The sequence below is a fragment of the Streptomyces sp. NPDC031225 genome, assembly GCF_055570355.1.
This window is the reverse complement of the sequence record NZ_JBVIHJ010000028.1, coordinates 1-24,943: the sequence shown is the minus strand read 5'-3', so window position 1 is coordinate 24,943 and position 24,943 is coordinate 1. Positions and strand designations below refer to the sequence as shown.

Genomic DNA, 24,943 nt, shown 5'->3' with positions numbered 1-24,943 from the left:
GGGGCGCCACGGTACGCCCGGTCCACCCGGCCGTTCGGCCCAACCGGACCTGCGTCGCACCCCCCGGCGTCCGACCCTGGCCCCATGGCCCCACGACGCGCCCCCGCCCTGCTGCTCGCGCCCCTGCTCGCCGCCCTGCTCGTCTCCTGCGGCACCGCCGGCACCCACACCCGCACGATGGCCCGCGCCCTGCCCCCGGACGCGGGCTTCACCCACCCCGGTGTGCTCGTCAGCGAGGCGCAGCTGGACGCCGTACGGGAGAGGGTCACGGCGGGGAAGCAGCCGTGGCTGTCGGCGTATCTGGCCATGCGGGACAGCAAGTACGGGTCGTACAAGTACCGGCCCGAGCCGTACGCGAGTGTGGACTGCCCCGGCGGTGACCACGCCGACCGGCCCGCGCACGGGTGCGTGGAGGAGCGGCAGGACGCCATCGCCGCCTACACGCAGGCCCTGCTGTTCAGCGTCACCGGCAAGCAGCAGCACGCCGTGAAGGCCAGGGAGATCATGGACGCCTGGTCGGCGACGATGAGGCGGCACACGGAGGAGGACTCCGGGCTGCAGACCGGCTGGGCCGGCTCCACCTGGGCCCGGGCCGCCGAGATCATCCGGTACGCCGACAGGGCGGGGTGGCCCGCCGACCGCGTCCGGCGGTTCGAGCACATGCTGCGGACCGCCTACCTGCCGACCGTCACCCAGAAGGTCCCCGACTACAACGGCAACTGGGACCTGGTGATGACCGACGCCGCCATCGGCATGGCCGTCTTCCTGAACGACCACAAGGCCTTCGACCACGCCCTGGAGCGGTTCCGCGAGCGCGTACCGGCGTACTTCTATCTGGAGAAGGACGGCAAGGTCCCGCTCACCCCGCGGGGTTCCACCGTCAACACCCCGCAGAAGCTGACCGCTTACTGGTTCAAGCAGACGACCTTCAAGGACGGGATCTCGCAGGAGACCTGCCGCAACTTCAAGCACGTCGGGTACTCCCTCGCCGCCACCGCGCACGTCGCCGAGACCGCCTGGCACCAGGGCGTCGACCTGTACGGCGAGGTCGAGGACCGGCTCAGGGCCGCGCTCGCCCTCCACGCCCGCTACCAGGCCGGCGAGGCCGCGCCCGCCTGGCTGTGCGGCGGGAAGGTGGACCGGACCATGGGCCCGGACCTGGAGGTCGCCCTCAACCACCTGGAGAACCGGCTCGGCGTCCCCGTCCCGGCCGCGCACAGGCTCGCGGTGAAGACCCGGCCCGCCGGCACCGACGCTCTCTTCGTCTCCTGGGAGACCCTCACCCACGCCGGGAACCCCGGCCGCTGAGACACCTCTGGCGCGAAGCACCCCGCGGATGGCGTACAGTAGTGAACACAACGGCGCGGGGTGGAGCAGCTCGGTAGCTCGCTGGGCTCATAACCCAGAGGTCGCAGGTTCAAATCCTGTCCCCGCTACTGAAGACTCAGGGCCGGATTCCAGTTCACTGGAATCCGGCCCTGAGTGTTTTCCCGGCCCACCCCGTCTCGCCGAGTGCCTGTGCAGCGGCCCGTGCGACTGACGTGGTGTAACTCGTTGTGAGCAGTCGAGCGCCCTCCGCGCCGAACTGACATGCCGTCACTACCTGTGAGTTGTCTGAGGCGAGGTCAACTCGCCCGTTTTTCGCCGGTCATGGGCCGTAAGTCCTGCGGGATTTCGTTAATGATCAAGGGGAACGGCTTGGAATCGGGCCCCCGGGTCTATTAACGTTCGATAACGCAGCGCGGTCGTCCCAGCCGTCACAAGAGACGGCTCCGTGCTCACGCGCCGAATTCCGCTAGGAAACCGGGGAACCACCAACTTGGGGTGAATCGCTCGTATTTCGCCGTGGCAGCACGGCGGTTTACGCGCGTAGGAGACCTTCCTGCTCCGAACCCGTCAGCTAACCCGGTAGGCGAGAAGGAAGGAAAGGAGCACGCCCACGTGGCGTCCAACCCGCCTGCCCCCGAGGCGCCTTACGTCCCGAGCGACACCCTCGTATACGGCGGCTACCGTGCCGACGACGAGGCGCTGCTCGGTGAGTGGAACCCGACCGCGGAGTCCCTCGCTCCGGTACGCGGCCGGCATCGCGTCGCCAAGCAGCGCGGCGGCGGGTTCGCCCGCAGCTCCACGGTTCTGGGCGTCGGCGTCATAGCCGCCGTCAGCGCCGGCGGAATGGCCAGCGCCAACACCGGCAAGCCGCCGGTCTCCATCTCCATGCCCGACCTGCCCTCCGTGGGCTCGCTCATCTCGGACGGCTCCGGCTCCTCCGCGGACGACACGAGCGCCTTCAGCAGTGTCGTCACCGCCTCCGTGGCGACCACCAAGGGCACCTCGACCTCGGACGCCGGTGAGGTGCTGCGCTCGCGCATCCTGGCCCAGGCCGAGACGCAGCAGGACCAGATCGACGTCAAGGCCGCCAAGGCCGTCGCGGACGCCGCCCAGAAGGAAGCGGACGCGGTCGCCGCCAAGGCGGAGAAGGAGGCCCAGGCGAAGGCCACCGCCGCCAAGAAGAAGGCGGAGGAAGAGGCCGCGAAGAAGGCCGAGACCGCGCGTCTGGCCGAGCTCGCCAAGCAGTTCACGCTGCCGACCTCCTCGTACACCATTACCGGGACCTTCGGTCAGGCCGGTTCCCTGTGGTCCTCCGGTTACCACACGGGCCTCGACTTCGCCGCGCCCACGGGCACGCTGATCAAGGCGATCCACAGCGGCACCGTCACGGAGGCCGGCTGGGCCGGCTCCTACGGCTACCGCACGATCCTCACCCTCGACGACGGCACCGAGCTCTGGTTCTGCCACCAGTCCTCGATCAGCGTCAGCGTCGGCCAGAAGGTCGGCACCGGTGACGTCATCGGCCGCGTGGGCGCCACCGGCAACGTGACCGGCGCGCACCTGCACCTGGAGGTCCACCCCGGCGGTGCGGCCACCGGGATCGACCCGATGTCGTGGCTGCGGAGCAAGGGGCTCAACCCCTGAGGTTTACGGCGATTTTGCGGCCGTAGCGGAAGAACAGGGTCCGGTGCTTGCGTTGATGAGGGACATGACTTCTCTTCGCAAGCTCGGCTCCTCCGACCTCGAGGTCTTCCCGCTCTCCCTCGGCGGCAACGTGTTCGGCTGGACCGCCGACGAGGCCGCGTCCTTCGCCGTCCTCGACGCGTACACCGCCGCGGGCGGCAACTTCCTCGACACCGCGGACGCCTACTCGGCGTGGGTCGACGGCAACTCCGGCGGTGAGTCCGAGACCATCATCGGCAGGTGGATCGCGGCCCGCGGCAACCGCGACGACGTCCTCATCGCCACGAAGGTCAGCCAGCACCCCGAGTTCCCCGGCCTGTCCGCGACGAACATCAAGGCTGCGGCCGAGGCTTCGCTGCAGCGCCTGGGCACCGACCACATCGACCTGTACTACACCCACTTCGACAAGCCGGAGATCCCCGTCGAGGAGATCATCGGCGCGCTGGACGAACTGGTGACGGCGGGCAAGGTGCGGGCCATCGGGGCCTCCAACATCTCCGCCGAGCGGCTCTCGGAGTCCCTCGCCTTCTCCGACCGCGAGGGCCTGGCCCGGTACGTGGCCGTCCAGCCCCACTACAACCTGGTCTCGCGCGACACCTACGAGGGTGAACTCCAGGCCGTCGCCGAGCAGGAGGGCCTCTCCGCCGTCCCGTACTTCGCGCTCGCCTCCGGCTTCCTCACCGGCAAGTACCGTCCCGGTGCCACGGTCGACAGCGCCCGTGCCAGGGCCGGCGCCGGCAAGCACCTCGACACCGAGCGCGGCCAGAAGGTCCTCGCGGCGCTCGACGAGATCGCCGAGTCCCACGGGGCCCCGGTCGCCACGGTCGCCCTCGCCTGGCTCGCCTCCCAGCCGACGGTCGCGGCGCCGATCGCGTCCGCCCGCACGGTGGAGCAGCTGCCGGCGCTGGTCGGGGTGGCGGACCTGGTGCTGACCGAGGCGGAGCTGACGCGCTTGACGCAGGCGTCGGCCTGACCTGCCACGGAGGGGCCGCGCGGCCCTACGTCCGGTACGGGTTGTACGCGGGATACGGCGCCGCCGGATAGTGGACCGGCGGGGCCATCCGGAACGGCTGGACGGTCTGGGCCGGCTGCGCCGGATACCCGTACACCCCGTACACCGGCCAGGGCGGCGCGGCCACCGGGACCGGCGGTGCCGTCATGCGTGCCGCGTGGTCCAGCGCGGGCCGCGCCACGTCCCGGCGCCGCCACAGCTCGTGCAGCAACTCCCGTTCCCGTACGACGAAGTCGGCGTTCGCCCGCCCGAGCCGCCCCCGGTGCCGCAGAAAGGCCAGCGAGGTGGCGTACGCCTCGTACTGCGCGACCGCCCGCGCCGCGGGCCGCCCGCCGGACTGCCGCCGCGCGTACTCCCGAGCCACCCGCCGCGCCCGCATCGACCCGAGCACATACGGCTCGGTCGGGGCCAGCCAGCCGGCGACGGCGTACGCGGGCAGCTCCTCCCGCACGGTCTTCAGCTCCCGCTGCCGCGTCCAGATGACCAGCCAGGTCAGCAGCCCGAACGCCGGCACCATGAACATCGCGTACACCGCGAAGAACCCGTACTCGCCGAACGTCGACGAGCCGTTCCAGGTCGCGTGCATGCCCATCGCGAGCAGCAGCCCGGACAGCGGGACGAGCACCCGCCGGATGTGCTGGCGCTCCGCCGAGAGCGCGGAGATGCCGAAGCCGATGCCGGTGAGCACGGTGAAGAGGGGGTGCGCGAACGGCGACATGACCACGCGTACGAAGAAGGTCGCGGCGGTGACGGAGGCGATGCCGCGGTCGCCGCTGAGCTGGTCGGTACCGAAAGCGGTGCCGAGGTAGAGGATGTTCTCGGTGAACGCGAACCCGGTCGCGGTGACCCCGGCGATCACCACCCCGTCGACGATCCCGGTGAAGTCCCGTCTGCGGAACAGGAAGACCAGCAGAACGGCGGCGGCCTTGGCCGACTCCTCGACGACCGGCGCTATCACGGTCGCGCCGAGGGTGTCCGCGCCGGCGGGGTCGGCGGTGGCCGTGGCTATCCACTTCGTGGCGAAGCTGTTGGCGATGATCGCTATCAGCGCGGCCGCGCAGGCACCCCAGGCGAAGCAGAACAACAGATTGCGCCAGGGGCCCGGCTCGACCCGGTCGAGCCAGCGGAAGGCGGCTATGAGCAGCGGTACGGGCAGGACCGCGAGGCCAAGACCGACCAGGAACCCCTCGGTGCCGGTCTGTTGGCGGACCAGGGCGAGGATCACGAGCCCGGACAGCGCCAGAAGCGTGATCAGGGCGCCGTAACGCACCCACTTCTTCTGCCACCAGTGCGCATGCCGCAGCGCACCGCCGCCGGAGGGATCACCGGGGCGTGTCGGATACGGGGGACAGGTGGCCACGGCATCGACCTTAACGAGACAGAGGCGCCGCCCGCAGCAGGGCGAGGACGCTCAGGCGTCGGCGGGGGGTTGAGCGGACCGGTCGGTTCGGTCGCCGTGCTGTACGCGGCGGAACAGCAGGTCGTTCACGACATGTCCCTTGTCCAGCCCCTGCCCCTCGAAACGGGTCAGCGGCCGGAAGCCGGGACGCGACGCGAAACCGCCGTCGGCCTGGGTGTTCTCGAAGTCGGGATGCGCCGTGAGTACTTCGAGCATCTGTTCGGCGTACGGCTCCCAGTCGGTCGCGCAGTGCACCAGCGCCGAGGGCATGAGGCGGGCCGCGACCAGATCCAGGAACTCCGGCTGGATCAGCCGCCGCTTGTGGTGCCGCTTCTTGGGCCAGGGGTCCGGGAAGTAGACGCGCAGCCCGGCGAGCGAGTCCTCGGAGAGCATCTCGCGCAGCAGGATGATGGCGTCGCCGTTGCCGACGCGGACATTGGACAGCTTCTGCTGTTCGGCGAGATTGAGCAGGTTCCCCTGCCCGGGGGTGTGCACGTCGACGGCGAGGATGTTGGTGCCCGGCTCCGCGGCGGCCATCTGCGCGGTGGCCTCGCCCATCCCGAACCCGATCTCCAGCACGACGGGATGATCGTTCCCGAACATCTCGCCGAGGTCGATCGTGCGCTGCCCGTCGATGTCGAGCCCCCACGTCGGCCACAGCCGCTGCAGGGCGTCGGCCTGCCCCGCCGTCACCCGGCTCCGCCGGGGCTGGAAACTCCGGATCCGCCGCTCGAAGTGCGACCCCGCGGGATCGGGACTGGGCCCGTCGGGAAACCGCGGCTCCCCCTTGGTCCGACCGTGCCGGACGGAGACACCGGGGGCGTGAGGGGGCGGGGAGGCTTCGGGAGCATTGAGGGAGTCAGACACAGTGGAACCGATTTTACGGCCACGAGCAGCCCGACGCTTCAGCCCCGTCGGCAATTCAGCCCCTCCGACAATCCAGCCCCTCCGGCGTTTGAGGAGCGGGGGTCCGGGGGCGGAGCCCCCGGAGGACGGGACGGGTAGGGGCGGCGGGGGCGAGAAGAACCACCCGGCACCAGCAGGCGACCGGCTCCACACGTCCGCGAAGTCTCACACGCCCCGCAACGCCTCCAACGCCCGCCGAGCCACCTCCCGCCCGATCGGCAGCGAAGCGGTCGCCGCAGGCGAGGGCGCGTTCAGCACATGCACGGCCCGAGCCCCCTCCCGGATCAGGAAGTCGTCCACCAGCGTCCCGTCCCGCAGCACCGCCTGCGCCCGCACCCCCGCGGCCGAGGGCACCAGGTCGTCCGCGGTCACCGCGGGCAGCAGCCTCCGGACGGCCGAGGTGAAGGCGGTCCGGGACACCGACCGCCGCAGCTCGCCCGCCCCGTACCGCCAGTGCCGCCGAGCGATCTGCCACGACCCCGGCCAGGCCAGTGTCGCCGCCAGCTCCCGGGGCCGTACGACGCCCCATCCGTACCCTTCACGGGCCAGTGCCGGCACCGCGTTCGGCCCGACGTGCACTCCTCCGTCGATGCCGCGCGTGAGGTGCACCCCGAGGAACGGAAACGCCGGGTCCGGCACCGGATACACCAGTCCCCGCACCAGCTCGGGCCGCGCCAGCGTGAAGTACTCGCCCCGGAACGGCACGATCCGCATCCCCGGGTCGTCCCCGGTCAGCCGGGCCACCTCGTCGCAGTGCAGACCGGCGCAGTTCACCAGCACCCGCGCCCGGACGACATCCCCGGCACCTGTCAGGACGGCGACCCCGCGCTCCGGCCGCCTGTCGACGCGCTGCACCTCGGCGCCGTACCGGATCTCCGCCCCCGATGCCTCGGCCAGCCGGCGCGCGACCCCGACGAAGTCGCAGATCCCGGTCGTGCCGACATGTATGGCGGCGAGCCCCTCCACCTCGGGCTCGTACTCCGCGATCTGGGCGGCCCCCAGTTCGCGCACCGGAATGCCGTTCTCCCGGCCGCGCTGGACCAGTCCGTGCAGGCGCGGCAGCTCGCTCCGCTCGGTCGCGACGATCAGCTTTCCGGTGACGGCGTGAGCGATGCCGTACTCCGCGCAGAACTTGACCATCTCGGCGGCCCCGCGCACGGCGTACCGCGCCTTCAGCGATCCGGGCCTGTAGTAGATCCCGCTGTGGATCACGCCGCTGTTCCGCCCGGTCTGGTGCCGGGCGGGCCCGGCCTCCTTCTCCAGGACGGTCACCCGGGTCCCGGGCGCCGCACGGGTGATCGCATACGCAGTCGACAGCCCGACGATGCCCCCACCGACGACGAGCACGTCACAGTCGTAAGCGATCCCCGATGACACCTGCACCACCTCCCACCCCCGATAGTGCACTGCACCACTGACAGTCGCTTCAAACGCGGGGGGCGGTGCCGCTGTCCTGGGCTTACGCCGGGGCCATCAGAAGCGGCCTGGCCCGCTCCCGCAGCTCCACCACCCGCGGCTCGTCCCCGTACGGTTCCAGCCGGTGCAGCAGGTCCTTCACGTACTCGGTGGTACGGGCCGAGGAGATCCGCCCCGCGACCTCCACCGCCCGCACGCCCTGCTCGCACGCCGCGTCGAGATTGCCCGACTCCAGCTCGGCCACCGCCGAGACGACGAGCCGCAGCCCGTGCGACCGTACGAACTCCTCCGTCGGCTTCGACAGGGCCTGTTCCGTGAAGCGTCGCACCTGACGCGGCGCCTTCAGATCGCGGTAGCACTCGGCCGCGTCGGCCGCGAACCGGTCGTAGGAGTAGAACCCGAGCCACGTCGGGTCGTTGTCGCCCTCCCGGGACCGTTCGAGCCAGCCCTCGGCCGCCTTCAGCGCGGCTCCGGCCGCCGCGGCGTCTCCCGCACGCGCGTGTGCCCGCGCCTCGACGAGCCGGAAGAAACTCATGGTGCGGGCGGTCGCCAGCCCCCGGTTGCGCTCCAGCGCGGCCTGCGCGAGATCGACGCCCTCGTCGCCGAAGCCCCGGTAGGTCGCCTGCAACGACATGGACGCCAGCACGTACCCGCCGAGCGGGACGTCGGCCGCCGCGCGAGCGAGCCGCAGCGCCTGGATGTAGTACCGCTGCGCCGCCTCCTGCTGCCCGGTGTCGAAGGCCATCCATCCGGCCAGCCGCGTGAGCTCCGCGCTAGCCCCGAACAGTGCCCGGCCCACCTCGTCGGAGTAGGAGCCGAGCAGCAGCGGTGCCGCCTCCACCCTTAAGCACTCCGGCACCATGGACGAACGCCAGTCGCCGCCTCCGTACTTGGAGTCCCAGCGCCTGGCGTCCTCGGCCGCCTCCCGCAGCTTCAGCACATCACTGTGGCCGACTTTGAGCGGTGCGCCGGAGCCCTCGGAGTGATTCACCTCACGCGCGACCGAGCTGTCGGCCGGGGTTATCAGCCAGCGTGAGGCAGGCGTTGCGTATGCGCTCACTGCGAACGACCCGGCGAGGGACTGCCAGATGCCGCCCGCGCCGGCCCTGCGCCCGGCGAGGTCGAGACGGTAGAGCTCCGTCGCCGACCTGACCGCCTGTCCGACGTCCCTGGGGAAGGCGAGGCCCACCTCGGGCGCGGGATCCGCGTCCGCCAGGCCGATCTCGTGGAGCGGCACCGGGCGGCCGAGCTTCTGGCCGATGGCGGCCGCGATGAGGTGCGGCGCGGCGCCCTGCGGCACCATGCCCTTCGACACCCAGCGCGCCACCGACGTCTTGTCGTAGCGAAGAGTCAACCCGCGTTGAGCGCCAAGATCGTTGACGCGACGCGCGAGTCCTGCGTTGCTGATTCCCGCGAGGGCGAGAACGGCGCCGAGTTTTTCGTTCGGCCCGCGTTGCTCCCTGGACATGCGCCACCCCTCGACACAGACGGCTGCCGCGCTGGCATAACCACCCGGCATTCGTAAACCCAGCGTAGTTCGCCGCATCCCAAGCGTTAAGGGGCATTGTTCCGGATGGCGGGATTGTGGTCCGTACTGAAGTACGGGTCCGATACGCGCAGTTGCCTCGTGCTCCTGTCGTGTGGCCGTGCGCCCGTCCGTGCGCTCTTCTCCGGCCATGAGGGGAGCGCTTCCATGGATGATGCGTGGGTCGGCCCGCTGTACTGGATCCAGTGGGCTGGGGGACACCGCCGCCTACATCCCCGCGGGCGGCGGACCGGCCCGGGGGGCGAAGTGGCGTCTCCCGGGCTGCGCGCCTGCCGTGCGGCGCGCGGAACGTGTACGGAGTGTGGCCGAGCCTGCTCCGATGCCGCCGATTTGGCCGAAAATCAACCCCGCTTCTCGTGGGCGATCAGCCCTCCTACCATGGCAGTTGAGGGCGCGTTAGGCGTTTTTGGGGAGCGCAGCGGGGGCGCATTCGCGTCGCACGCCCTTGGCCCGGTGCGGGTGTTCACAGGCGTACGCGGTTGTTCGCAGGGGCGCGTTCCCCGCATCTCCAGAGGCTCCACCGGCCCTCCGGCGCGCGTCCTTCATGGCAGCATGGGGACCGGTTCGAACGGTGCACTGGTTGTCCACAGCCTGTGGAGGCGTCCATGCGGTGGTTGGTGGGGTGGAGCAGCACCGCCGCGGGTGTTCCCGGAATCGGGGGCGCGGGGGCCACCGGAAGCGACGGCGAGACCGTGCACCCGGTCGGTTCGCACCTCCTGTGGGGCGACCCGGATCCCCTGTGGGCGGTCGGCGACTGGCGTCCCGACGAGGTGCGTGTGCTGACCGTCGACGCGCAGACCCGGATCGCCGTCCTCGGCACCTGCGGGGCGTCCGACGAACAGCTGCGGATCGGACTGCTCGCCGCGCGCGGAGGGGCACTTCGGCATCTGACGGCGTGGTCGGGGGCGTACACGGCGGTGGTCCAGGTGGGCCGCCGGATGACCGTGTGCGGGGACCTGGCGGGCGCGCGGCCGGTGTTCCACACGCCCTGGGCCGGCGGCACGGCCTACGCGACCGCTGCCCTGCCCCTCGCCGACCTCATTGAGGCCAACCTCGACTTCGGGCACCTCGCCGCGCTGCTCGCCGCCCCCGACGTACCGGCCGCCCTCCACGACTCCACGCCCTACGAGGGCGTCCGGCGCATTCCGCCGGGTCACGCGCTGATCCTGCGCAACGGCGCCCGCGAGGTCGCCGGGTACGAGCCGGTCGCCTCCCTCGCGGTCGCCGCGCCCTCCGCCGATCCGGACAGTGCGGTCGACGCTGTGCGGGACGCCCTCGTCGAGGCGGTGCGGGCCCGGCTCTCCGCGCCCCGGCACGTGCCCGACATCGACCCCGGCCCGGTGCCCGGCATGGGGCCCGCCGCACGACGTGCCGCGCGCGGGATGCCGGTACCGGGCATCGGGGCCGACCTGTCCGGGGGGCCGGCGTCGGGAACGCTCGCCCTGCTCGCCGCCGGGCTGCCCGGAATGCCGGGCACGGTCCTGGGCCACGGAACCGGGGCCGGTGAGCGGCTGCTCGCGGTCACCTTCAACGACCTCGTCGTGGGCGGGCGGGAGGCCGAGGTGGAACGGGCGGGCGCGCTCGCGGCGAATCCCCGACTGCACCACGTGGTGGTGGCGGGCGGCGAGGAAACCCTTCCGTACGCCGAGCTGGACGGGCCCCTGACGGACGAGCCGGGGCCATGCCTGGTGACGGCCGCGCGGCATCGGGCGCGGCTGGCGGCGGGCAGCGCCGACCACTTCACGGGGTACGGGGCCCGGCAGGTGCTGGACGCGCACCCGGCACGTCTGGCGGACCTGCTGATGGACCGCAAGCGGCGCCATCTGGTGCGGCCGGTGGCCGCGTTGGCGAAGGCCGACGGTTCCGTGTTCGTCCCCGCGCGCGTGTACGGCGCCGCGCGACGGCTGGCCCGTACGCCGTACCGGGTCGGTCTGGAGATGCTGGCCGACCGGCTCATGCACCAGCGTTTCGACGAGCCCGGGGGTGCGGTGGGAGCCTCTCTCGCCGCACTCACCTGGGCCAGACCTGGGCCCGCGGCGCGCTGGCTTACGGGGGAGGCGCTCGCTGAAGTATCGGTTCGCCTCCAGGGCGCCACACACCGCTCCGGGGTCGGTCCCGGACAGCATCCCGGTGACTTCCGCGCGCGTGCGGCGCTCGCGCGTCACGCGTCCGATCTCCGCGTCCTGGAGCAGGCCGTGGAGATCCGCTCCCAGCGGCTGCACGCGCCGTTCCTCGACAACCAGGTGGTGCGGGCCTGCCGTGCCCTCCCCGAAGCGCTGCGGGTCCGGCCCGGCGCCCGGGCCGAGATCCTCCGTACGGTCCTGGAGGGCGCCGGTGTCTCCGACCTCCCGCCCGGCTGGGGCGCCCCTTCCCACGCCTCCTCGGCCGCGGCGACCCGGACGGGGTTGCGGGTGGCGGCGGACTCCCTGATGTCGTTGTTCGGCACGCCGTTGCTCGCGCAGGCGGGGCTGGTCGAGGCCCGGGTGGTCCGCAAGGCGCTCCGCGGGGCGGCGGAGGGGGAGCCGCTGCCGTTGGACGGTCTCGCCGATCTGGTCTCGCTTGAGCTGTGGCTGGGGCGGTTGCTGGCTCGTCGGGGTACGTGCTGGACGGGAACCCCGGCACGCGCGCGTGCGGTGCCGGCGGGGATTCGGCCGCAGCGGGGGGCGTTGGGGGCGGGGGCCGCGGGGTGAGGTTGTCGTTTGTCTGCGGGTTCGGTGGGGGTGGGCGTTGTGTGCGCAGTTCCCCGCGCCCCTGAGTGCGTGCGGTTCGGTGGGTGGGTCGGGGCCGGGGCGGGGGGTGTCCGTCCTCGGTCCGGCGGCTCGGCTCCTTGAACAGCACCCGGTTCCGGACGCCGGCCGCTGCGGGCGGACACCCCCCACCCCGCCCCCTTCACGCCGTCGGCGGCTGCGGGCGCTTTGTGGCGCGCGGTCCGTCGTTCCGCGCGCGATCGGGCGAGCGGTCCGTCGTGGTGCGCAAGGGGTGCCCAACGACCCGTCGTGGCGCAGGCCGGCTGCAACTCCTTAGGGGCGCGGGGAACTGCGCGACCAGCCACAACGGACCCGTACCCGCCCGACAACCCCATGTCCGTCCTGGTGCGCAAGGGGTGACGAACGGCCCGTCGTGGCGCAGGCCGGCTGCAACTCCTTAGGGGCGCGGGGAACTGCGCGACCAGCCACAACCGGCCCGCACCCGCCACTCGTCCCCGCGAGGCACTCCCGTAGGCGCCCGGCCCAAGCCCAGCGCAGCGCCCCGCGGGGAACTGCGCGACCAGCCCCCACCGGCCCGCACCCGGCACCCCCCACGCGAAATCCACCAGCGCTCCCACAAGGAACCCGGTGACAATGACCTCGTGCGGTACAGAATCCTGGGCGTGACCGAGGCAGTGGACGATCACGGTGTCGTCGTGCCCGTCGGAGGGCCCCGTGTCCGCACCCTGCTGGCCGCCCTCGCCCAGCGGCCCGGCCACACGGTCACCCCCGAGACCCTGATCGACGAGGTCTGGGACGACGACCCGCCCCAGGACGCCCCGGCCGCCCTCCAGGCGCTGGTCGGCCGACTCCGCCGCACCGTCGGCAAGGACGCTATCGTCTCCGAGCCGGGCGGCTACCGGCTGGCCGCCGCCGAGGACGCCGTGGACCTGTACGTCTTCGAGCGCCTCGTACGGCGGGGAACCACCGCTCTGGCCCGGCAGGACGCGCAGACTGCCGTCCAGGACCTCACCACAGCCCTCGCCCTGTGGCGCGGTCCCGCCCTCGCCGACCTCCCCGACCGCACCGCCGCCACCCGCCCCGAGGCCCTGCGCATGGAGGCCCACCGGGCCCGGATCGAGGCCGACCTGCTGCTCGGCCGCGCCAAGGACGTCGTACCGGAGCTGAAGGAGCTGACCGGGGCGCATCCCTACGACGAGCCGCTGCACGTCCTGCTCATCCGCGCCCTGCGCGACAGCGGCCGCGGCGCCGACGCCCTCGCCGCGTACGAGGCCGCCCGGCACGTCCTCGTCGACGGCCTCGGCACCGACCCGGGCCCGGAACTGCGCGCCCTGCACGGTGAATTGCTTGCAGCCCCGGGTCCCCTTACCCGCCCTCGAATCGAACGCGACGGCAACATCCGTCCGCGCCTTACCTCCTTCGTGGGCCGGGAACCCGAACTCGTCGCCATCCGTTCCGAATTGCACAGGGTCCGTCTCGTCACCCTCACCGGACCGGGCGGATCCGGGAAGACCCGTCTCGCCGAGGAAGCCGCCGCCGGCCTCCCGCAGGCGTGGCTGGTCGAGCTCGCCCCGCTCGACCGGCCGGAGGCGGTGCCCGGTGCGGTGGTCAGCGCGCTCGGTCTGCGCGAGACCGTGCTCATGACCACCGAGCTGGCGGCCCCGCAGGACGACCCGCTCGCCCTGCTCATCGAGTACTGCGCCTCGCGCAGCCGACTCCTGATCCTTGACAACTGCGAACATGTGATCGAAGCGGTGGCCCACCTCGCGGAGACCCTCCTCACCCGCTGCCCGAAGCTCACGATCCTGGCCACCAGTCGTGAACCCCTGGGCGTGCCGGGGGAGTCGGTGCGGCCGGTCGAGCCCCTCCTGCCCGACCAGGCGGACCGCCTCTTCGCCGAGCGCGCCGCCGGTGTCCGTCCCGACGCGGCCGGTGTGCTCGCCGACAAGGAGGCCGTCGCCGAGATCTGCCGGCGCCTCGACGGACTGCCCCTCGCCATCGAGCTGGCAGCGGCCCGGCTACGGCTCCTCACGCCTCGCCAGATCGCCGACCGCCTCGACGACCGCTTCCGGCTTCTCACCTCCGGCAGTCGTACCGTCCTGCCCCGCCAGCAGACCTTGCGGGCCGTTGTCGACTGGTCCTGGGAGCTGCTTGACGAGCGGGAGCGGACGCTGCTGCGCGAGGTGTCCGTCTTCGCGGGCGGCTGGGAGCTGGAGGCGGCGGAGGCCGTGTGCACCGGGCCGGCCGCGGAGATCATCGGGGCGCTCGTGGACAAGTCCCTGATCGTGGCCACCCCCTGGGAGCGGGACGGTTCGGACGGCATGCGCTACCGCATGCTGGAGACCATCCACGAGTACGCCGTCGAGCGCGCCGCCGAGGTCCCCGCCCTGCGAGCCGCCGCCGAGCGCCGACACCGCGCGTGGGTGCGCGCGCTGGTCGAGGAGGCCGACCCCCAACTGCGTTCCGCCGGCCAACTCCCCTGGATCTCCCGCCTGGAGACCGAGCTGGACAACATCCGCGCGGCCCTCGACCGAACCCTCACCGCGGGCGACGAAGCGCAGGGCACCGCCCTGGTCCTCGCCATGGGCTGGTTCTGGTGGCTGCGCAACTACCGCCGCGAGGGCCTGACGTGGGTGGACCGGGTGCTGAGTCTGGGGGCGGCGCTGGACAGACGGAGCGCGACCGCCCCCGCAGCGGCGACGCGCGGCGAACCCGTAACCGCAGCCGCCGATGGTGACGCCGAGGACCCGATCGACGTCTACCTCGCCGCCCCGCACGCGGAGACGACCCATCCCGCGCACCCCGCACGCATGAACCTCCGCATGCTGTACCTCTTCCTCAAGGCCGAGACAGAGCCCGTCGACGGCCGGCTCGACCAACGCCTGCTTCGTTTTGTCGCCCGCGTCCGAGAACACTTCGAGCGCGGTGGGCCCGACGCGGCCCGCCTCCCCGGGATCATCTGGCCCATGGCCGGTCTCGCGCTGGGAGACCCCATGAGCATCCGTTCCCTCATGGACACCTCCCTGGCCAACTGCCGGGCCCACGGCGACGACTGGTCCGTGGCCATGACCCTGATGTTCCGCACCCACACCATCGTCGACTCCCCGGGCGGAATGGCCGGCGTGGACGACGACCTGGTAGAGCTGCGTGTCCTCAGCCGCCGCGTGGGCGACCGCTGGCTCCGTGCCCAGGTCAGCAGCGCGGCCGGTGAGGCGGCCATGGCCCGCGGGCGCCCCGCCGAGGCGAAGGAGGAGTACGAGCAGGCGCTGCGCCTCGCCCACGAGGTGGGCGCGTACGCAGAGACACCGTTCCTCATCGCCCGTCTCGCCGAGGTCGCGTACCGCACCGGTGACCGCTCCGCCGCGCTGACCACCCTGGACGAGGCGACCGCCGCCGGAGACCGGTACGGAGTCCCGGAGACCAGGGCGTTCGTACGGCTTCTCCAGGCCCACATGGCCCTGGAGGAGAAGGACGCCACTCGCGCGCGCCATCTGGTGGAGGCGGTCCGTGAACAGATCGGCCAGGGGTCCCCGCCGCCGATGTTCACGGTGATGCTGAACTTGGTCGACGCGATGGTGACGGCCGAGGAGTCGGGCCCGGAGCAGGGGTTGCCGCTGCTGACCGACACCGTCCGTGAGGCGATCGAGAAGCGGTGTGCCGACGCGGTCGTGGCGGCACTCGTGGACGGCGCGGCGGGCCTGCTCTGCGACCTGGGCGATCTCCCGCGCGCGGCTCGGCTGCTCGCGGCCGGTGAGCGGTGGCGCGGTGGTGACCCGCGCCCCCACCCCGAACGCGTGGCGGCGGAGCGCGCCGAGGCCGCTGCCCGCACCGGTCTGGGCCCCGTGCGCCACGCGGCGGAACACGCCCGCGGCACGCAGCTCACCCCGGGCGAGGCCCTCGCCGAACTCGACGAGGCGCTTCAGGCGCGGCGCGCTAGGAGCACCTGAACTTCGACTCCGCCCAGTCGGCGAGCATGAGGTCGTCGAAGGGACTGTGCGGCTCGACCACCAGCCGTACGGTCGTGCGCCCGGCGAGGTTCACATGGACGGGCACGGCCGGCTCGCCGCCCTCGACCGGTCCGGACCTCCACAGCCGGACCCCGTCGGCGTAGACGGAGAAGTAGACCGTGCCGAGGCCCAGCGTCATGTCGTCGACGCCGACCACCGCGTCGTAGGAGGAGCACGCGCGGTTGAGGTCGATCGTGACGGAGGAGCGGCCGTGCACCGTCACGCCGTGGGCGTACTCCCGGTCGGCGATCGAGACGCCGTAGCGCTGCCACACCCAGCTGCTCTCGCTGATCCGCATCTCGGGCCCGCTGCCGTCGCCGGAGATGTCGTAGGCCAGCTCGCTCCACTGGTAGACGGCCGGCGGAGGCGGGGGAGTCGGAGTCGGTACCGGCGTGGGTGTGGGGGCGGGTCTCGGGGTCGGTGTCGGCTTCGGGGTGGGGGTCGGCGCGGGAGTGGGGGTGGTCCTGGGCTTCGGGGTCGGTGTGGGGGTCGGTGTCGGCGTCGCGGTGGGGGTGGGTGCGGCGGCGACGGGGATCACCGGGGGCTGCGGCTCGGGTTCCTTCGGGGCGGGGCTGGGGTCGGCGGGCTGGACCACCGGCGCGGACGCGGGCGGCTTGGCGTCCGGCTTCCTGGCCGGGCTGTCGTCACCGACCAGCGCGAGCGCCACCGCGGCGGCGGCCACGGCGACCACACCGGCGGCGATGCCGGCCTTCACCGGCGCGCCCAGCCCCTCAGAGGCAGCGGCGCCACCGGCACCCGCCCCGCCCGAGGAACCCCCGCTCGCCGCGGCGGCCGCGCCGGCGGCACCGGCCGCTCCCACCCCGGCACCGCCGGCGATGAGCCCGATGGCCTTGGCGTACCCGGCGGCCCCGAACCAGCCGATGACCGCGAGCGGTACGACGGCAGGGATACCGCTGGCGACTTCCTTGATCTGGCCCGCGGCCAGCCGGCACTTGGCGCACTCCTCCAGGTGCTTGCGCAGGCCCCGTTCGGCGCGGGTACGCAGTCCGCCGCGGGCGTAGGCGCCGAGCCGGTCGGCGTAGCGGGCGCACTCCTCGTCGGTGGCGAGGCTCGCGCTGACGTGGGCCTGGAGGTAGGCCTGCTTGAGGCCCTCGCGGGCGCGGCTGGCCAGCACGCGCGTGCCGTTGGCGTCGAGACCGAAGAGGGTGGCGACCTCGCTCGGCGACTCGTCCTCGACCTCGGTGTGCCACAGCACGGCCTGCCAGCGCTCGGGCAGCGACCGGAAGGCCTGCATGGCCATGGACTGCTCGGCCTCGTGCATCGCGCGCACATCGGCGCCGAGATCCAGCCCCGCTCCGAAGGAACCCATGGACGCGGTGTCGTCGGACGCCTCGGCCGACCGTGAGGCCTGGGTGGCGAACACTGCGAAGTCGTCGACGAGTTGCTCACGCTTCGCCGACTTCGTCCAGTCGGCGGCGACCCGGCGGACGCTGGTGAGCAGGTAGGCGCGCACGGCGTACTCGGGGCCGTGGCCGCGGCGCACGGCCTGGAGCATGCGCGCGAAGACCTCGGCGGTGAGGTCGTCCGCGGTGTGGCCGTCGCGGCAGCAGGTGCGGGCGTAGCGGCGCACCGCCTCCGCGTGCCGCCGGTAGAGCGCCTCGTAGGCGGTGTCGTCGCCGGCGCGCATCCGCTCGATCAGGTCGGTGTCGGACGGTGGCATGTCCCTGGGCGGCGGCAGGACGCTGCCGTCCTCACGGCGGTCGCGCTGGGCGGGCACGTTGCCCTCGACCGGTTCGCCGCCCTGCGCCGGGATGCCGGCCTGAGGGACGGCGGCGCCCCGGGGGATGCCGGCGTCCAGCGGAACTCCTGCCCGGCTGCCCTGCTCCGGCACCTGTGGTGTGCCGCCGGCGGCGTCACCGTCGCCCTCGTCCTGCGGCTCGTTCCGCCCGTCAACGCTCATCGCGGAATGCCCCCGCCGCCGGCCCAACCAGTCCCGAACACCGGGTCAGAGTGCCATATCGACTTTTAGTCAGTAGGGCTGACTGCGGTGCTTCCACTCGTCCGTGGGGTTTTCCGGCTGTGCGGCACTAACCGCCACCCGTTCGGGGAATGCTCAACTGTCGCGCACGGGACAGGAGTTGAGCCGGAGTGGGACCGCGCGTCGGAAATGACCGGGAATGCGACGGGGTGCGGACGGCATCGCGCCCGCACCCCGCTGTCACCCCTTCGAGTCACGCCGGCCGGGACCGCAGCCCCTCCAGCAGGATGTCCAGCAACCGCGCCGAGGCCGCCGCCTGCTGCGCCGCGTCCGGCAGCGAGGGCGCCGCGGTCGCGATCACCAGCAGGACGTCCGACACCGACACGTCGGTCCGCAGCTCACCGGCCGCACGCGCCCGGTCCACGAGCCTGCCCACGACCTCCAGCAGCGCCGCCGCCCCGGAGTCGTCGTCGGCGGAGACCAGGGAGGTCTCCTCCGGCACCAGCCGCAGCTCACCGGCGCCCGGAGTCGTCCGCTGCTGCGGCACCCGCGTCCCGTCGTAGCCGTCGGTCCCCTCGTCGGCGACCCCGACCCGCAGCACCTGCGGCGGCAGCAGCCGCCCGGCGCCGGACGCGACCGACGTACGCAGGAAGCGCGACAGCGCCGACCACGGCTCGTCCTCCTGGCCGAGCGCCGTCCGTGCCTGGTCGGTCAGCCGGGAGGTCTCCTCCTCGGCTATCCGCCGGACCAGGACGTCCTTGCTCGGGAAGCGCCGGTACACCGTGCCGACACCGACCCGCGCGCGCCGCGCCACGTCCTCCATCGGCGCGCCGTAGCCCAGCTCGCCGAAGACCTCGCGCGCCGCGCGCAGTACGTGTTCCAGGTTGCGCTGTGCGTCCACGCGCAGCGGTGCCGAACGCGATCCGTCACGTCCGTTGCCCGCCGCGCTCATCGCCGAGCCCATCGCGCCGCCCAACGCCCCGCCGCCGGGTGCGATGGCCGATGCGGTGGACCAATGAGAGTCCTGAATGTGCATAAATAATCCCCCGGTAATGACGTCTCCCCCCGGAGACTCTCCCCGCCATCGAATGCCGGAGCGTACGGAACAGGCCCGTTTCGCGAGTCCGCCCGAAGCGGACCCGGAGCGCATCCCCCTACACCCCGTCGTCACACGAACATAGTTGAGTGGGGGTCAATTCAGAAGGGGCAGGTTCCGCACGGAGCGCCCCCCGATCGGAGTACGGGTGGCAAACGCCCCGATTGCACCCCCTCCGTCCGCCCGACGCACACCCCCTGACCTGCGAGCCTTCCGCGCGCTCCGACGATTCGGCCGGCACGGCGCGCCGACTGCTTCCGGTCACACAATTTGTCGAGGCTGTGGACAAACTCAAGCGGCGGGTGCGTCATGGGATGGTGAAGGAACGTGCGCGCATTCTGGTTGTCGGCGGCGGCTACGTCGGGATGTACACGGCTCTGCGTCTGCAGCGCAAGCTGAAACGGGAACTCGGCAGGGGCGATGTGCAGATCACCGTCGTCGCGCCCGACCCGTACATGACCTATCAGCCGTTCCTGCCCGAAGCGGCGGCCGGATCGATCTCCCCGCGCCATGTCGTCGTACCGCTGCGCCGCGTCCTCGACCGCTGCCACGTCGTCGTCGGCGAGATCACCGCGATCGACCACGCCAAACGCACCGCGACCCTCACCACCCTCGCCACCGAGGAGGAGCGCACGGGCGCCGAGCAGCTGTCGTACGACGAACTCGTCCTAGCCCCCGGTTCTATCGCGCGCACACTGCCGATCCCCGGTCTCGCCGACCACGGCATCGGGTTCAAGACGGTCGAGGAGGCCATCGGCCTGCGCAACCACGTCATCGAGCAGATGGACATCGCCTCCTCCACCCGCGACCCCGCGATCCGTGACGCGGCCCTCACCTTCGTCTTCGTCGGCGGCGGCTACGCGGGCGTGGAGGCGCTCGGCGAGCTGGAGGACATGGCCCGCTACACCGCGCGCTACTACCACAACGTCCTCCCCGAGGACATGAAGTGGATCCTCGTCGAGGCCTCCGACCGCATCCTTCCCGAGGTCGGCGAGGAGATGGGCCGCTACACCGTCAGCGAGCTGCGCCGCCGCAACATCGACGTACGGCTGAACACCCGTCTGGAGTCCTGCGTGGACCGCGTCGCCGTCCTCAGCGACGGCGCCCGCTTCCCCACCCGTACGGTCGTCTGGACGGCCGGCGTGAAACCCAGCCCGCTCCTGGCCGCCACCGACCTGCCGCTCACCGAGCGAGGTCGGCTGAAATGCACCCCGCAGCTCACCGTCGACGGCACCACACACGCGTGGGCGGCCGGAGACGCGGCCGCCGTCCCCGACGTCACCGCCCAGGAACCCGGCAGGGAGACGGCCCCCAACGCCCAGCACGCCGTCCGCCAGGCCCGGGCCCTCGGCGACAACATCGCCCACGCCCTGCGGGGCGAGCCCCTGGAGACGTACGCGCACGCGTATGTCGGCTCGGTGGCCTCGCTCGGTCTTCACAAGGGTGTCGCGCAGGTCTACGGACGCAAGCTGAAGGGCTACCCTGCCTGGTTCATGCACCGCGCCTACCACCTCAGCAGGGTGCCCACCTTCAACCGCAAGGCCCGTGTCCTGGCCGAATGGACCCTGTCGGGTCTCTTCAAGAGGGAGATCGTCTCCCTCGGTTCACTCGAACATCCCCGAGCGGAGTTCGAACTCGCGGCCGGTGGAAAGCCTCCTCTCGAACCGACTGACGACCCGAAGGGGTCGTCCTGACCCGACCGAGGAACTCCGCGGACCGCCCCGGCGTCTGACGAATGTCGACCCGGTCGGCCCCCTGCCACACTGGTGCCCGACCTGGACGGGCAGCCGCCCGCCCATCGACCCAAGAGGTTTCCCACCGTGCTGCACCCCCGGGCTGCCGTCCCCAGCCCCCCGGCCGGGCCCGGAGCCGGCCCGAAGACGCCGAAGACGACGACGCGAGGCAAGAATTCGTGAACTTCACGCGCTGGAGCGCCCGCCTCCCCGGAACGCAGCGCCGCGCCGCAGCGCGGACCGACGACCTGGTCACCGAGGACCGCCTGAGCGAGGGAGCGGTCCCCGCGGCCCGCGCCGAACAGCTCACCGTGCCGGTTCCCGCCGTCGACGAACTGCCGGTGCGTGAGGTCCTCGACCGCGTCCCCGCCCTCGTCGCCCTCGTCCACGGCCCCGACCACCGCCTCGCCTACGTCAACGACGCCTATGTGGTGGCCTTCGGCCTCCGCCAGCCCGGCCGGCCGGCCCGAGAAGCACTCCCGGAGCTCGACGAACTCGGCCTCCTCCCGCTCCTCGACCAGGTCCTGCGCAGCGGCAAGCCGCGCACGGTCAAGTCCCGCAAGGCCCCCGACGGCCGCTCCTACACCTTCACCTGCACCCCGGTGACGGAAGGAGACGGCGGCGTACTCGTCTTCGCGACCGACGTCACCGACCACGCCGAGGCCGCCGAGCGCCTCAGAGCCAGCGAACGCCGCCAGCGCGAGACCGCCGTCACCCTCCAGCGCTCCCTGCTCCCCCAGGAGCTCGAAGAACCCGACGACCTGCGCATCGCCGCCACCTACCACCCCGGCGGCACCGAGGCCGCGGTCGGCGGCGACTGGTACGACGTCATCACCCTCGGCGGCGGACGCACCGCGCTCGTCATCGGCGACGTCATGGGCCGGGGGGTCCGCGCGGCAGCGGTCATGGGGCAACTCCGCACGGCGGTCCGGGCGTACGCCCGCCTCGACCTCCCGCCGCACGAGATCCTCCAGCTCCTGGACGGCCTCGCCATGGAGATCGACGCCAACCAGATCGCCACCTGCGTGTACGCCATCCACGACCCGAACGAGGGAATGCTGGTCTACGCCTCGGCCGGCCACCTCCCCATCCTGGTCCGCGACGAGAACGGCGTCGTCCTGCGCGCCGCCGAACCCACCGGCCCGCCCCTGGGCACCGGCGGCTGGATGCCCGCTTCGGGCTCCATCCCGCTCAGCCCCGGCTCCACGGCGGTCCTCTACACGGACGGCCTGGTGGAACGCCGTAACGAGGACCTGGACGAGGGCATCGCCGCCCTGGAACGCGCCCTGGCCGGCGCCACCGGCAGCCCCCAGGTGATCTGCGACCGCCTGATCCGCTCCGCCGGCGTCACCGCGGAACACGACGACGACGTGGCCGTCATGGTCCTCCAGCACCCGGTCCACACGGGCCCCGACGGCGACCTCTTCCGCAACGCCGGGCTGGAACTCCTCGGCGGCGTCGAAGCGGCCCCACGCGCGCGTGCGTTCGCCTCCGGCGTGCTGACCAGCTGGCGGTTCCCCGTCGAACTCCACGATCTGGGCGTTCTGGCGGTGAGCGAGCTGGTGGCGAACTCCCTGCAGCACGGAACGCCGCCGATGCGACTGCGCCTGCGCCGCACCGACCGGCGCCTGATCGTCGAGGTGACGGACGGCGACGACCACTTGCCCCGGCGCCGCCGAGCGGAACCGGGAGACGAGTCGGGTCGCGGCATCGCCATCGTGGCGACCATCGCGTCGAGCTGGGGCTCCCGGAGAACGCCCGGAGGCGGCAAGGCGGTCTGGTGCGAGTTCGTGCTGCCCAAATAGAGCTGTAGGCGGGCGGCTCGCGGCTAGGCGGCGATCGACTCCTGCTGGGTCCCGCCCTGGGCCACCACCCTGCTCTTCCGCAGGAACGGCTGGTCCTGCACGGCCGTCAGCTGCCTGCCCAGCCGCAGGGCCAGGTACGTGATCCCCAGCGAGAACAGCAGGAACGTCACGATGTACGGCGTGTGCAGCGACGCCCCCATCGGCCCGCCGACCGCCGGGCCGACCGCCAGGGCCAGCTGCTTCACCAGGGCGAAGGCGGAGTTGTACTGGCCCGCCATCCCCTCCGGCGCCAGGTCGGCCACCAGCGGTGCCACGGTCGGCGACAGCATCGCCTCGCCCAGCCCGAAGAGCGCGTACGTCGACACGAACGCGGCCGCCGCCATCTCATGGCTGCCGTGTCCGAGACCCGCATAACCCGCGGTGACCCACGCCACGGCCCAGATGAGTCCGACCACAGCGATCACCCGGGACCGCTTCTGCCGCTCGACGAACCTCAGCACGGCGAACTGCGCGACCACGATCATCGCGGTGTTGGCGGCCAGAGCCGACCCCAGCGCGGAGGTCGAGATCCCGGCGGCCTCGACGCCGTAGGCGGCCAGGCCCGACTCGAACTGTCCGTAGCAGGCGAAGAACAGCACGAAGCCCAGCACGCACAGCTGCACCATGGCCCGGTTGCCGAGCAGCTGCTTCCAGCTGCTCCTGGCGGACGAGGTCGGCGCCCCTTCCATCCGCGGCGCGCGCGGCAGCCGCAGTGTCGCCATCACGACCACCAGCAGCAGGAACATCGCCGCCTCGATCGCGAACAGCAAAGTGAAGGACGCGGCGCTCGACGTGTCGACGAGATGCCCGCCGATCAGACCGCCGACGCCCAGCCCGAGGTTCTGCAGGAAGAACTGCGTCGCGAAGGCCCGGGACCGGGTCTCCGAGGTGGAGCAGTCGACGATCATCGTCGCCAGCGCCGGCTGCATCACGGCCTGACCGGCCCCGAGCGCCGCCGCCGACAGCAGCACGGTCGACGCGTGACCCGAGAGACCGAGACTCAAAGCCCCGATCGAGGCCGTGACCAGGGCGGTGAGCAGCACCGGCAGCGGGCCCCGCCGGACGATGGCCCGCCCGGCGAACGGCAGCACGACCAGTGCCGCCACCGCGAAGACGGCGAGGACGAGCCCCGCCGTCATGGCTCCCAGCCCACGCACCTGCGCCACATAGACGTACAGGTAGGGGACGGTGAAACCGAGCCCGAACGCGCTGAGTGCGTTGCCCACGTGGATCCGGCGCATCGCTGCGCCCATCGCCCTGGTCACGTTCACCTCTCTCACTAGTTAGGTCTGAAGACTTCAAAGCTAAACTTCGAAGCTAAAGAGTACACAGAGAAGGACTTCAAGGCAAAGGAGGTGCGTGCGATACTGCCGCCATGGCCGAGACCCCTGGCGCCCCCGAGCCCACGCTCGATGAGCAGATCGCCGCCTACCAGCGCGAGTTCCAGGACCTCGACCCCCAGGTCGAGCAGATCGTCTCGGCGCTCTCCCGTCTGAACCGCCGCATGAACGTCGCCTACGGCCGTCAGACCGCCGCTCTCGGCATGAGCAACGCCGAGTGGGAGGTGCTGAAGGCCCTCGTGCTCTCCGGCGCCCCCTATCGGATGGGCCCGAGCGACCTCGCCAAGCGCCTCGGCCTCACGCCGGCCGCGATGACCCACCGGATCGACCGCATGCTGGCCGAGGGGCTGGTGACCCGGGAGCGCGACGAGTCCAACCGTGTCCGCGTGATCGTGGAACTCACTGCCGAGGGCCGCGAGAAGTGGCTGGAGGCGATGCGCCGGGCCACTGTCTTCGAGGAGGATCTGCTCCAGGACCTCTCCGCCGAGGAGCGCAACGCCCTCGGGGACGTCCTCATCCGGCTCCTGCGTAGGGTGGAACACGCACAGCCGGACGCCGGCGGGCGCCTCAGCGACCTCGACTAAAAGATCTTGACAGAGGGTGCTTGACAGCCACCTCCACGATCCGTAGAGTTCTTCGGGTTGCCACGGGGCCGTAACGGCTTTTCGGCAGCACCTTCTGCCGCGAGAGCGGCCACTCAAACCAACAGCATGATCGCCCAGCCGGGATGAATTCGGTGTGCCCGAATTCAATTCGATTCGGGTGCGGCCCTCGATTTGGGGCCGCCGAGAGAATCCGCTAAGGTTTGAGACGTCAGAACGGCCCAACAGCCGGGAAGACAAGCCCCCTCTGACTGGGAATCAGGCCCGAAAGGATCTGATAGAGTCGGAACCGCCGGAAAGGGAAACGCGGAAGCGGGAACCTGGAAAGCACCGAGGAAATCGGGCCGGGAAACGGTCTGGTAGAGTCGGAAACGCAAGACCGA

Annotated in this window: 15 protein-coding genes, 1 tRNA gene and 1 riboswitch; of the genes, 9 read left to right on the top strand and 7 right to left on the bottom strand. The window is 71.9% G+C overall.

The window, feature by feature from the left end:
* The first annotated feature begins 84 nt into the window (after positions 1-84).
* The 4 genes from ACZ48Z_RS36470 (at position 85) to ACZ48Z_RS36455 (ending at position 3,985) form a co-directional block, all read left to right on the top strand.
* Complete coding sequence (locus ACZ48Z_RS36470; RefSeq protein WP_468740207.1) at positions 85-1,308, top strand: alginate lyase family protein; 1,224 nt, start codon at positions 85-87, stop codon at positions 1,306-1,308.
* Positions 1,309-1,362: 54 nt separating this feature from the next.
* Positions 1,363-1,436 (top strand) — tRNA-Met (locus ACZ48Z_RS36465).
* A gap of 337 nt (positions 1,437-1,773) precedes the next feature.
* Positions 1,774-1,930: riboswitch (cyclic di-AMP (ydaO/yuaA leader) on the top strand.
* A gap of 11 nt (positions 1,931-1,941) precedes the next feature.
* Positions 1,942-2,973, top strand: a complete 1,032-nt coding sequence (locus tag ACZ48Z_RS36460) for a M23 family metallopeptidase (protein WP_468740206.1) — start codon at positions 1,942-1,944, stop codon at positions 2,971-2,973.
* Between the two features lie 64 nt (positions 2,974-3,037).
* A complete protein-coding gene (locus ACZ48Z_RS36455) occupies positions 3,038-3,985 on the top strand; it encodes an aldo/keto reductase (protein WP_468740205.1) in 948 nt (315 codons plus the stop codon).
* A 25-nt stretch (positions 3,986-4,010) separates the two neighbouring features.
* Here ACZ48Z_RS36455 and ACZ48Z_RS36450 read toward each other — a convergent pair whose 3' ends face one another.
* The 4 genes from ACZ48Z_RS36450 to ACZ48Z_RS36435 all read right to left on the bottom strand — a co-directional run bounded on the left by ACZ48Z_RS36450 (position 4,011) and on the right by ACZ48Z_RS36435 (position 9,213).
* Positions 4,011-5,384 carry a PrsW family intramembrane metalloprotease gene (locus ACZ48Z_RS36450; protein WP_468740204.1) on the bottom strand — a complete coding sequence of 458 codons (1,374 nt, stop codon included), beginning with the start codon at positions 5,382-5,384 and terminating at the stop codon, positions 4,011-4,013.
* Positions 5,385-5,435: 51 nt separating this feature from the next.
* Positions 5,436-6,290, bottom strand: a complete 855-nt coding sequence (gene trmB, locus ACZ48Z_RS36445) for a tRNA (guanosine(46)-N7)-methyltransferase TrmB (protein ID WP_468740203.1) — start codon at positions 6,288-6,290, stop codon at positions 5,436-5,438.
* A gap of 204 nt (positions 6,291-6,494) precedes the next feature.
* A complete protein-coding gene (lhgO, locus tag ACZ48Z_RS36440) occupies positions 6,495-7,715 on the bottom strand; it encodes an L-2-hydroxyglutarate oxidase (RefSeq protein ID WP_468740202.1) in 1,221 nt (406 codons plus the stop codon).
* Between the two features lie 73 nt (positions 7,716-7,788).
* Positions 7,789-9,213 carry an MFS transporter gene (locus ACZ48Z_RS36435; protein WP_468740201.1) on the bottom strand — a complete coding sequence of 475 codons (1,425 nt, stop codon included), beginning with the start codon at positions 9,211-9,213 and terminating at the stop codon, positions 7,789-7,791.
* Positions 9,214-9,896: 683 nt separating this feature from the next.
* On the opposite strand from ACZ48Z_RS36435, the gene ACZ48Z_RS36430 reads away from it, so the two are divergent.
* A complete protein-coding gene (locus tag ACZ48Z_RS36430) occupies positions 9,897-11,981 on the top strand; it encodes an asparagine synthase-related protein (RefSeq protein WP_468740200.1) in 2,085 nt (694 codons plus the stop codon).
* 659 nt (positions 11,982-12,640) lie between these two features.
* The gene (locus ACZ48Z_RS36425) at positions 12,641-15,946 is read left to right on the top strand and encodes an AfsR/SARP family transcriptional regulator (protein ID WP_468740199.1); all 3,306 of its coding nucleotides are present in this window, start codon (positions 12,641-12,643) and stop codon (positions 15,944-15,946) included.
* On the opposite strand, the gene ACZ48Z_RS36420 is transcribed toward ACZ48Z_RS36425, so the two are convergent.
* Both ACZ48Z_RS36420 and ACZ48Z_RS36415 read right to left on the bottom strand, forming a co-directional pair.
* Positions 15,933-17,927: a sigma-70 family RNA polymerase sigma factor gene (locus ACZ48Z_RS36420; RefSeq protein ID WP_468740198.1), complete on the bottom strand. Its 1,995-nt coding sequence runs from the start codon at positions 17,925-17,927 to the stop codon at positions 15,933-15,935. The genes ACZ48Z_RS36425 and ACZ48Z_RS36420 overlap by 14 nt on opposite strands.
* A 271-nt stretch (positions 17,928-18,198) precedes the next feature.
* On the bottom strand, positions 18,199-18,981 hold the full coding sequence (locus ACZ48Z_RS36415) for a TetR/AcrR family transcriptional regulator (protein ID WP_468740197.1): 783 nt from the start codon (positions 18,979-18,981) through the stop codon (positions 18,199-18,201).
* 374 nt (positions 18,982-19,355) lie between these two features.
* On the opposite strand from ACZ48Z_RS36415, the gene ACZ48Z_RS36410 reads away from it, so the two are divergent.
* Both ACZ48Z_RS36410 and ACZ48Z_RS36405 read left to right on the top strand, forming a co-directional pair.
* A complete protein-coding gene (locus ACZ48Z_RS36410) occupies positions 19,356-20,735 on the top strand; it encodes an NAD(P)/FAD-dependent oxidoreductase (RefSeq protein WP_468740196.1) in 1,380 nt (459 codons plus the stop codon).
* A 218-nt stretch (positions 20,736-20,953) separates the two neighbouring features.
* The gene (locus ACZ48Z_RS36405; RefSeq protein WP_468740195.1) at positions 20,954-22,579 is read left to right on the top strand and encodes a SpoIIE family protein phosphatase; all 1,626 of its coding nucleotides are present in this window, start codon (positions 20,954-20,956) and stop codon (positions 22,577-22,579) included.
* Between the two features lie 23 nt (positions 22,580-22,602).
* Here the strand turns inward: ACZ48Z_RS36405 and ACZ48Z_RS36400 are convergent, their stop codons facing one another.
* Positions 22,603-23,871, bottom strand: a complete 1,269-nt coding sequence (locus ACZ48Z_RS36400; protein WP_468740290.1) for an MFS transporter — start codon at positions 23,869-23,871, stop codon at positions 22,603-22,605.
* A 122-nt stretch (positions 23,872-23,993) separates the two neighbouring features.
* Between ACZ48Z_RS36400 and ACZ48Z_RS36395 the strand changes: the two genes are divergently transcribed.
* Entirely contained in the window at positions 23,994-24,542 is a 549-nt protein-coding gene (locus tag ACZ48Z_RS36395) for a MarR family winged helix-turn-helix transcriptional regulator (protein ID WP_468740194.1), read from the top strand.
* Positions 24,543-24,943 lie beyond the last annotated feature (401 nt).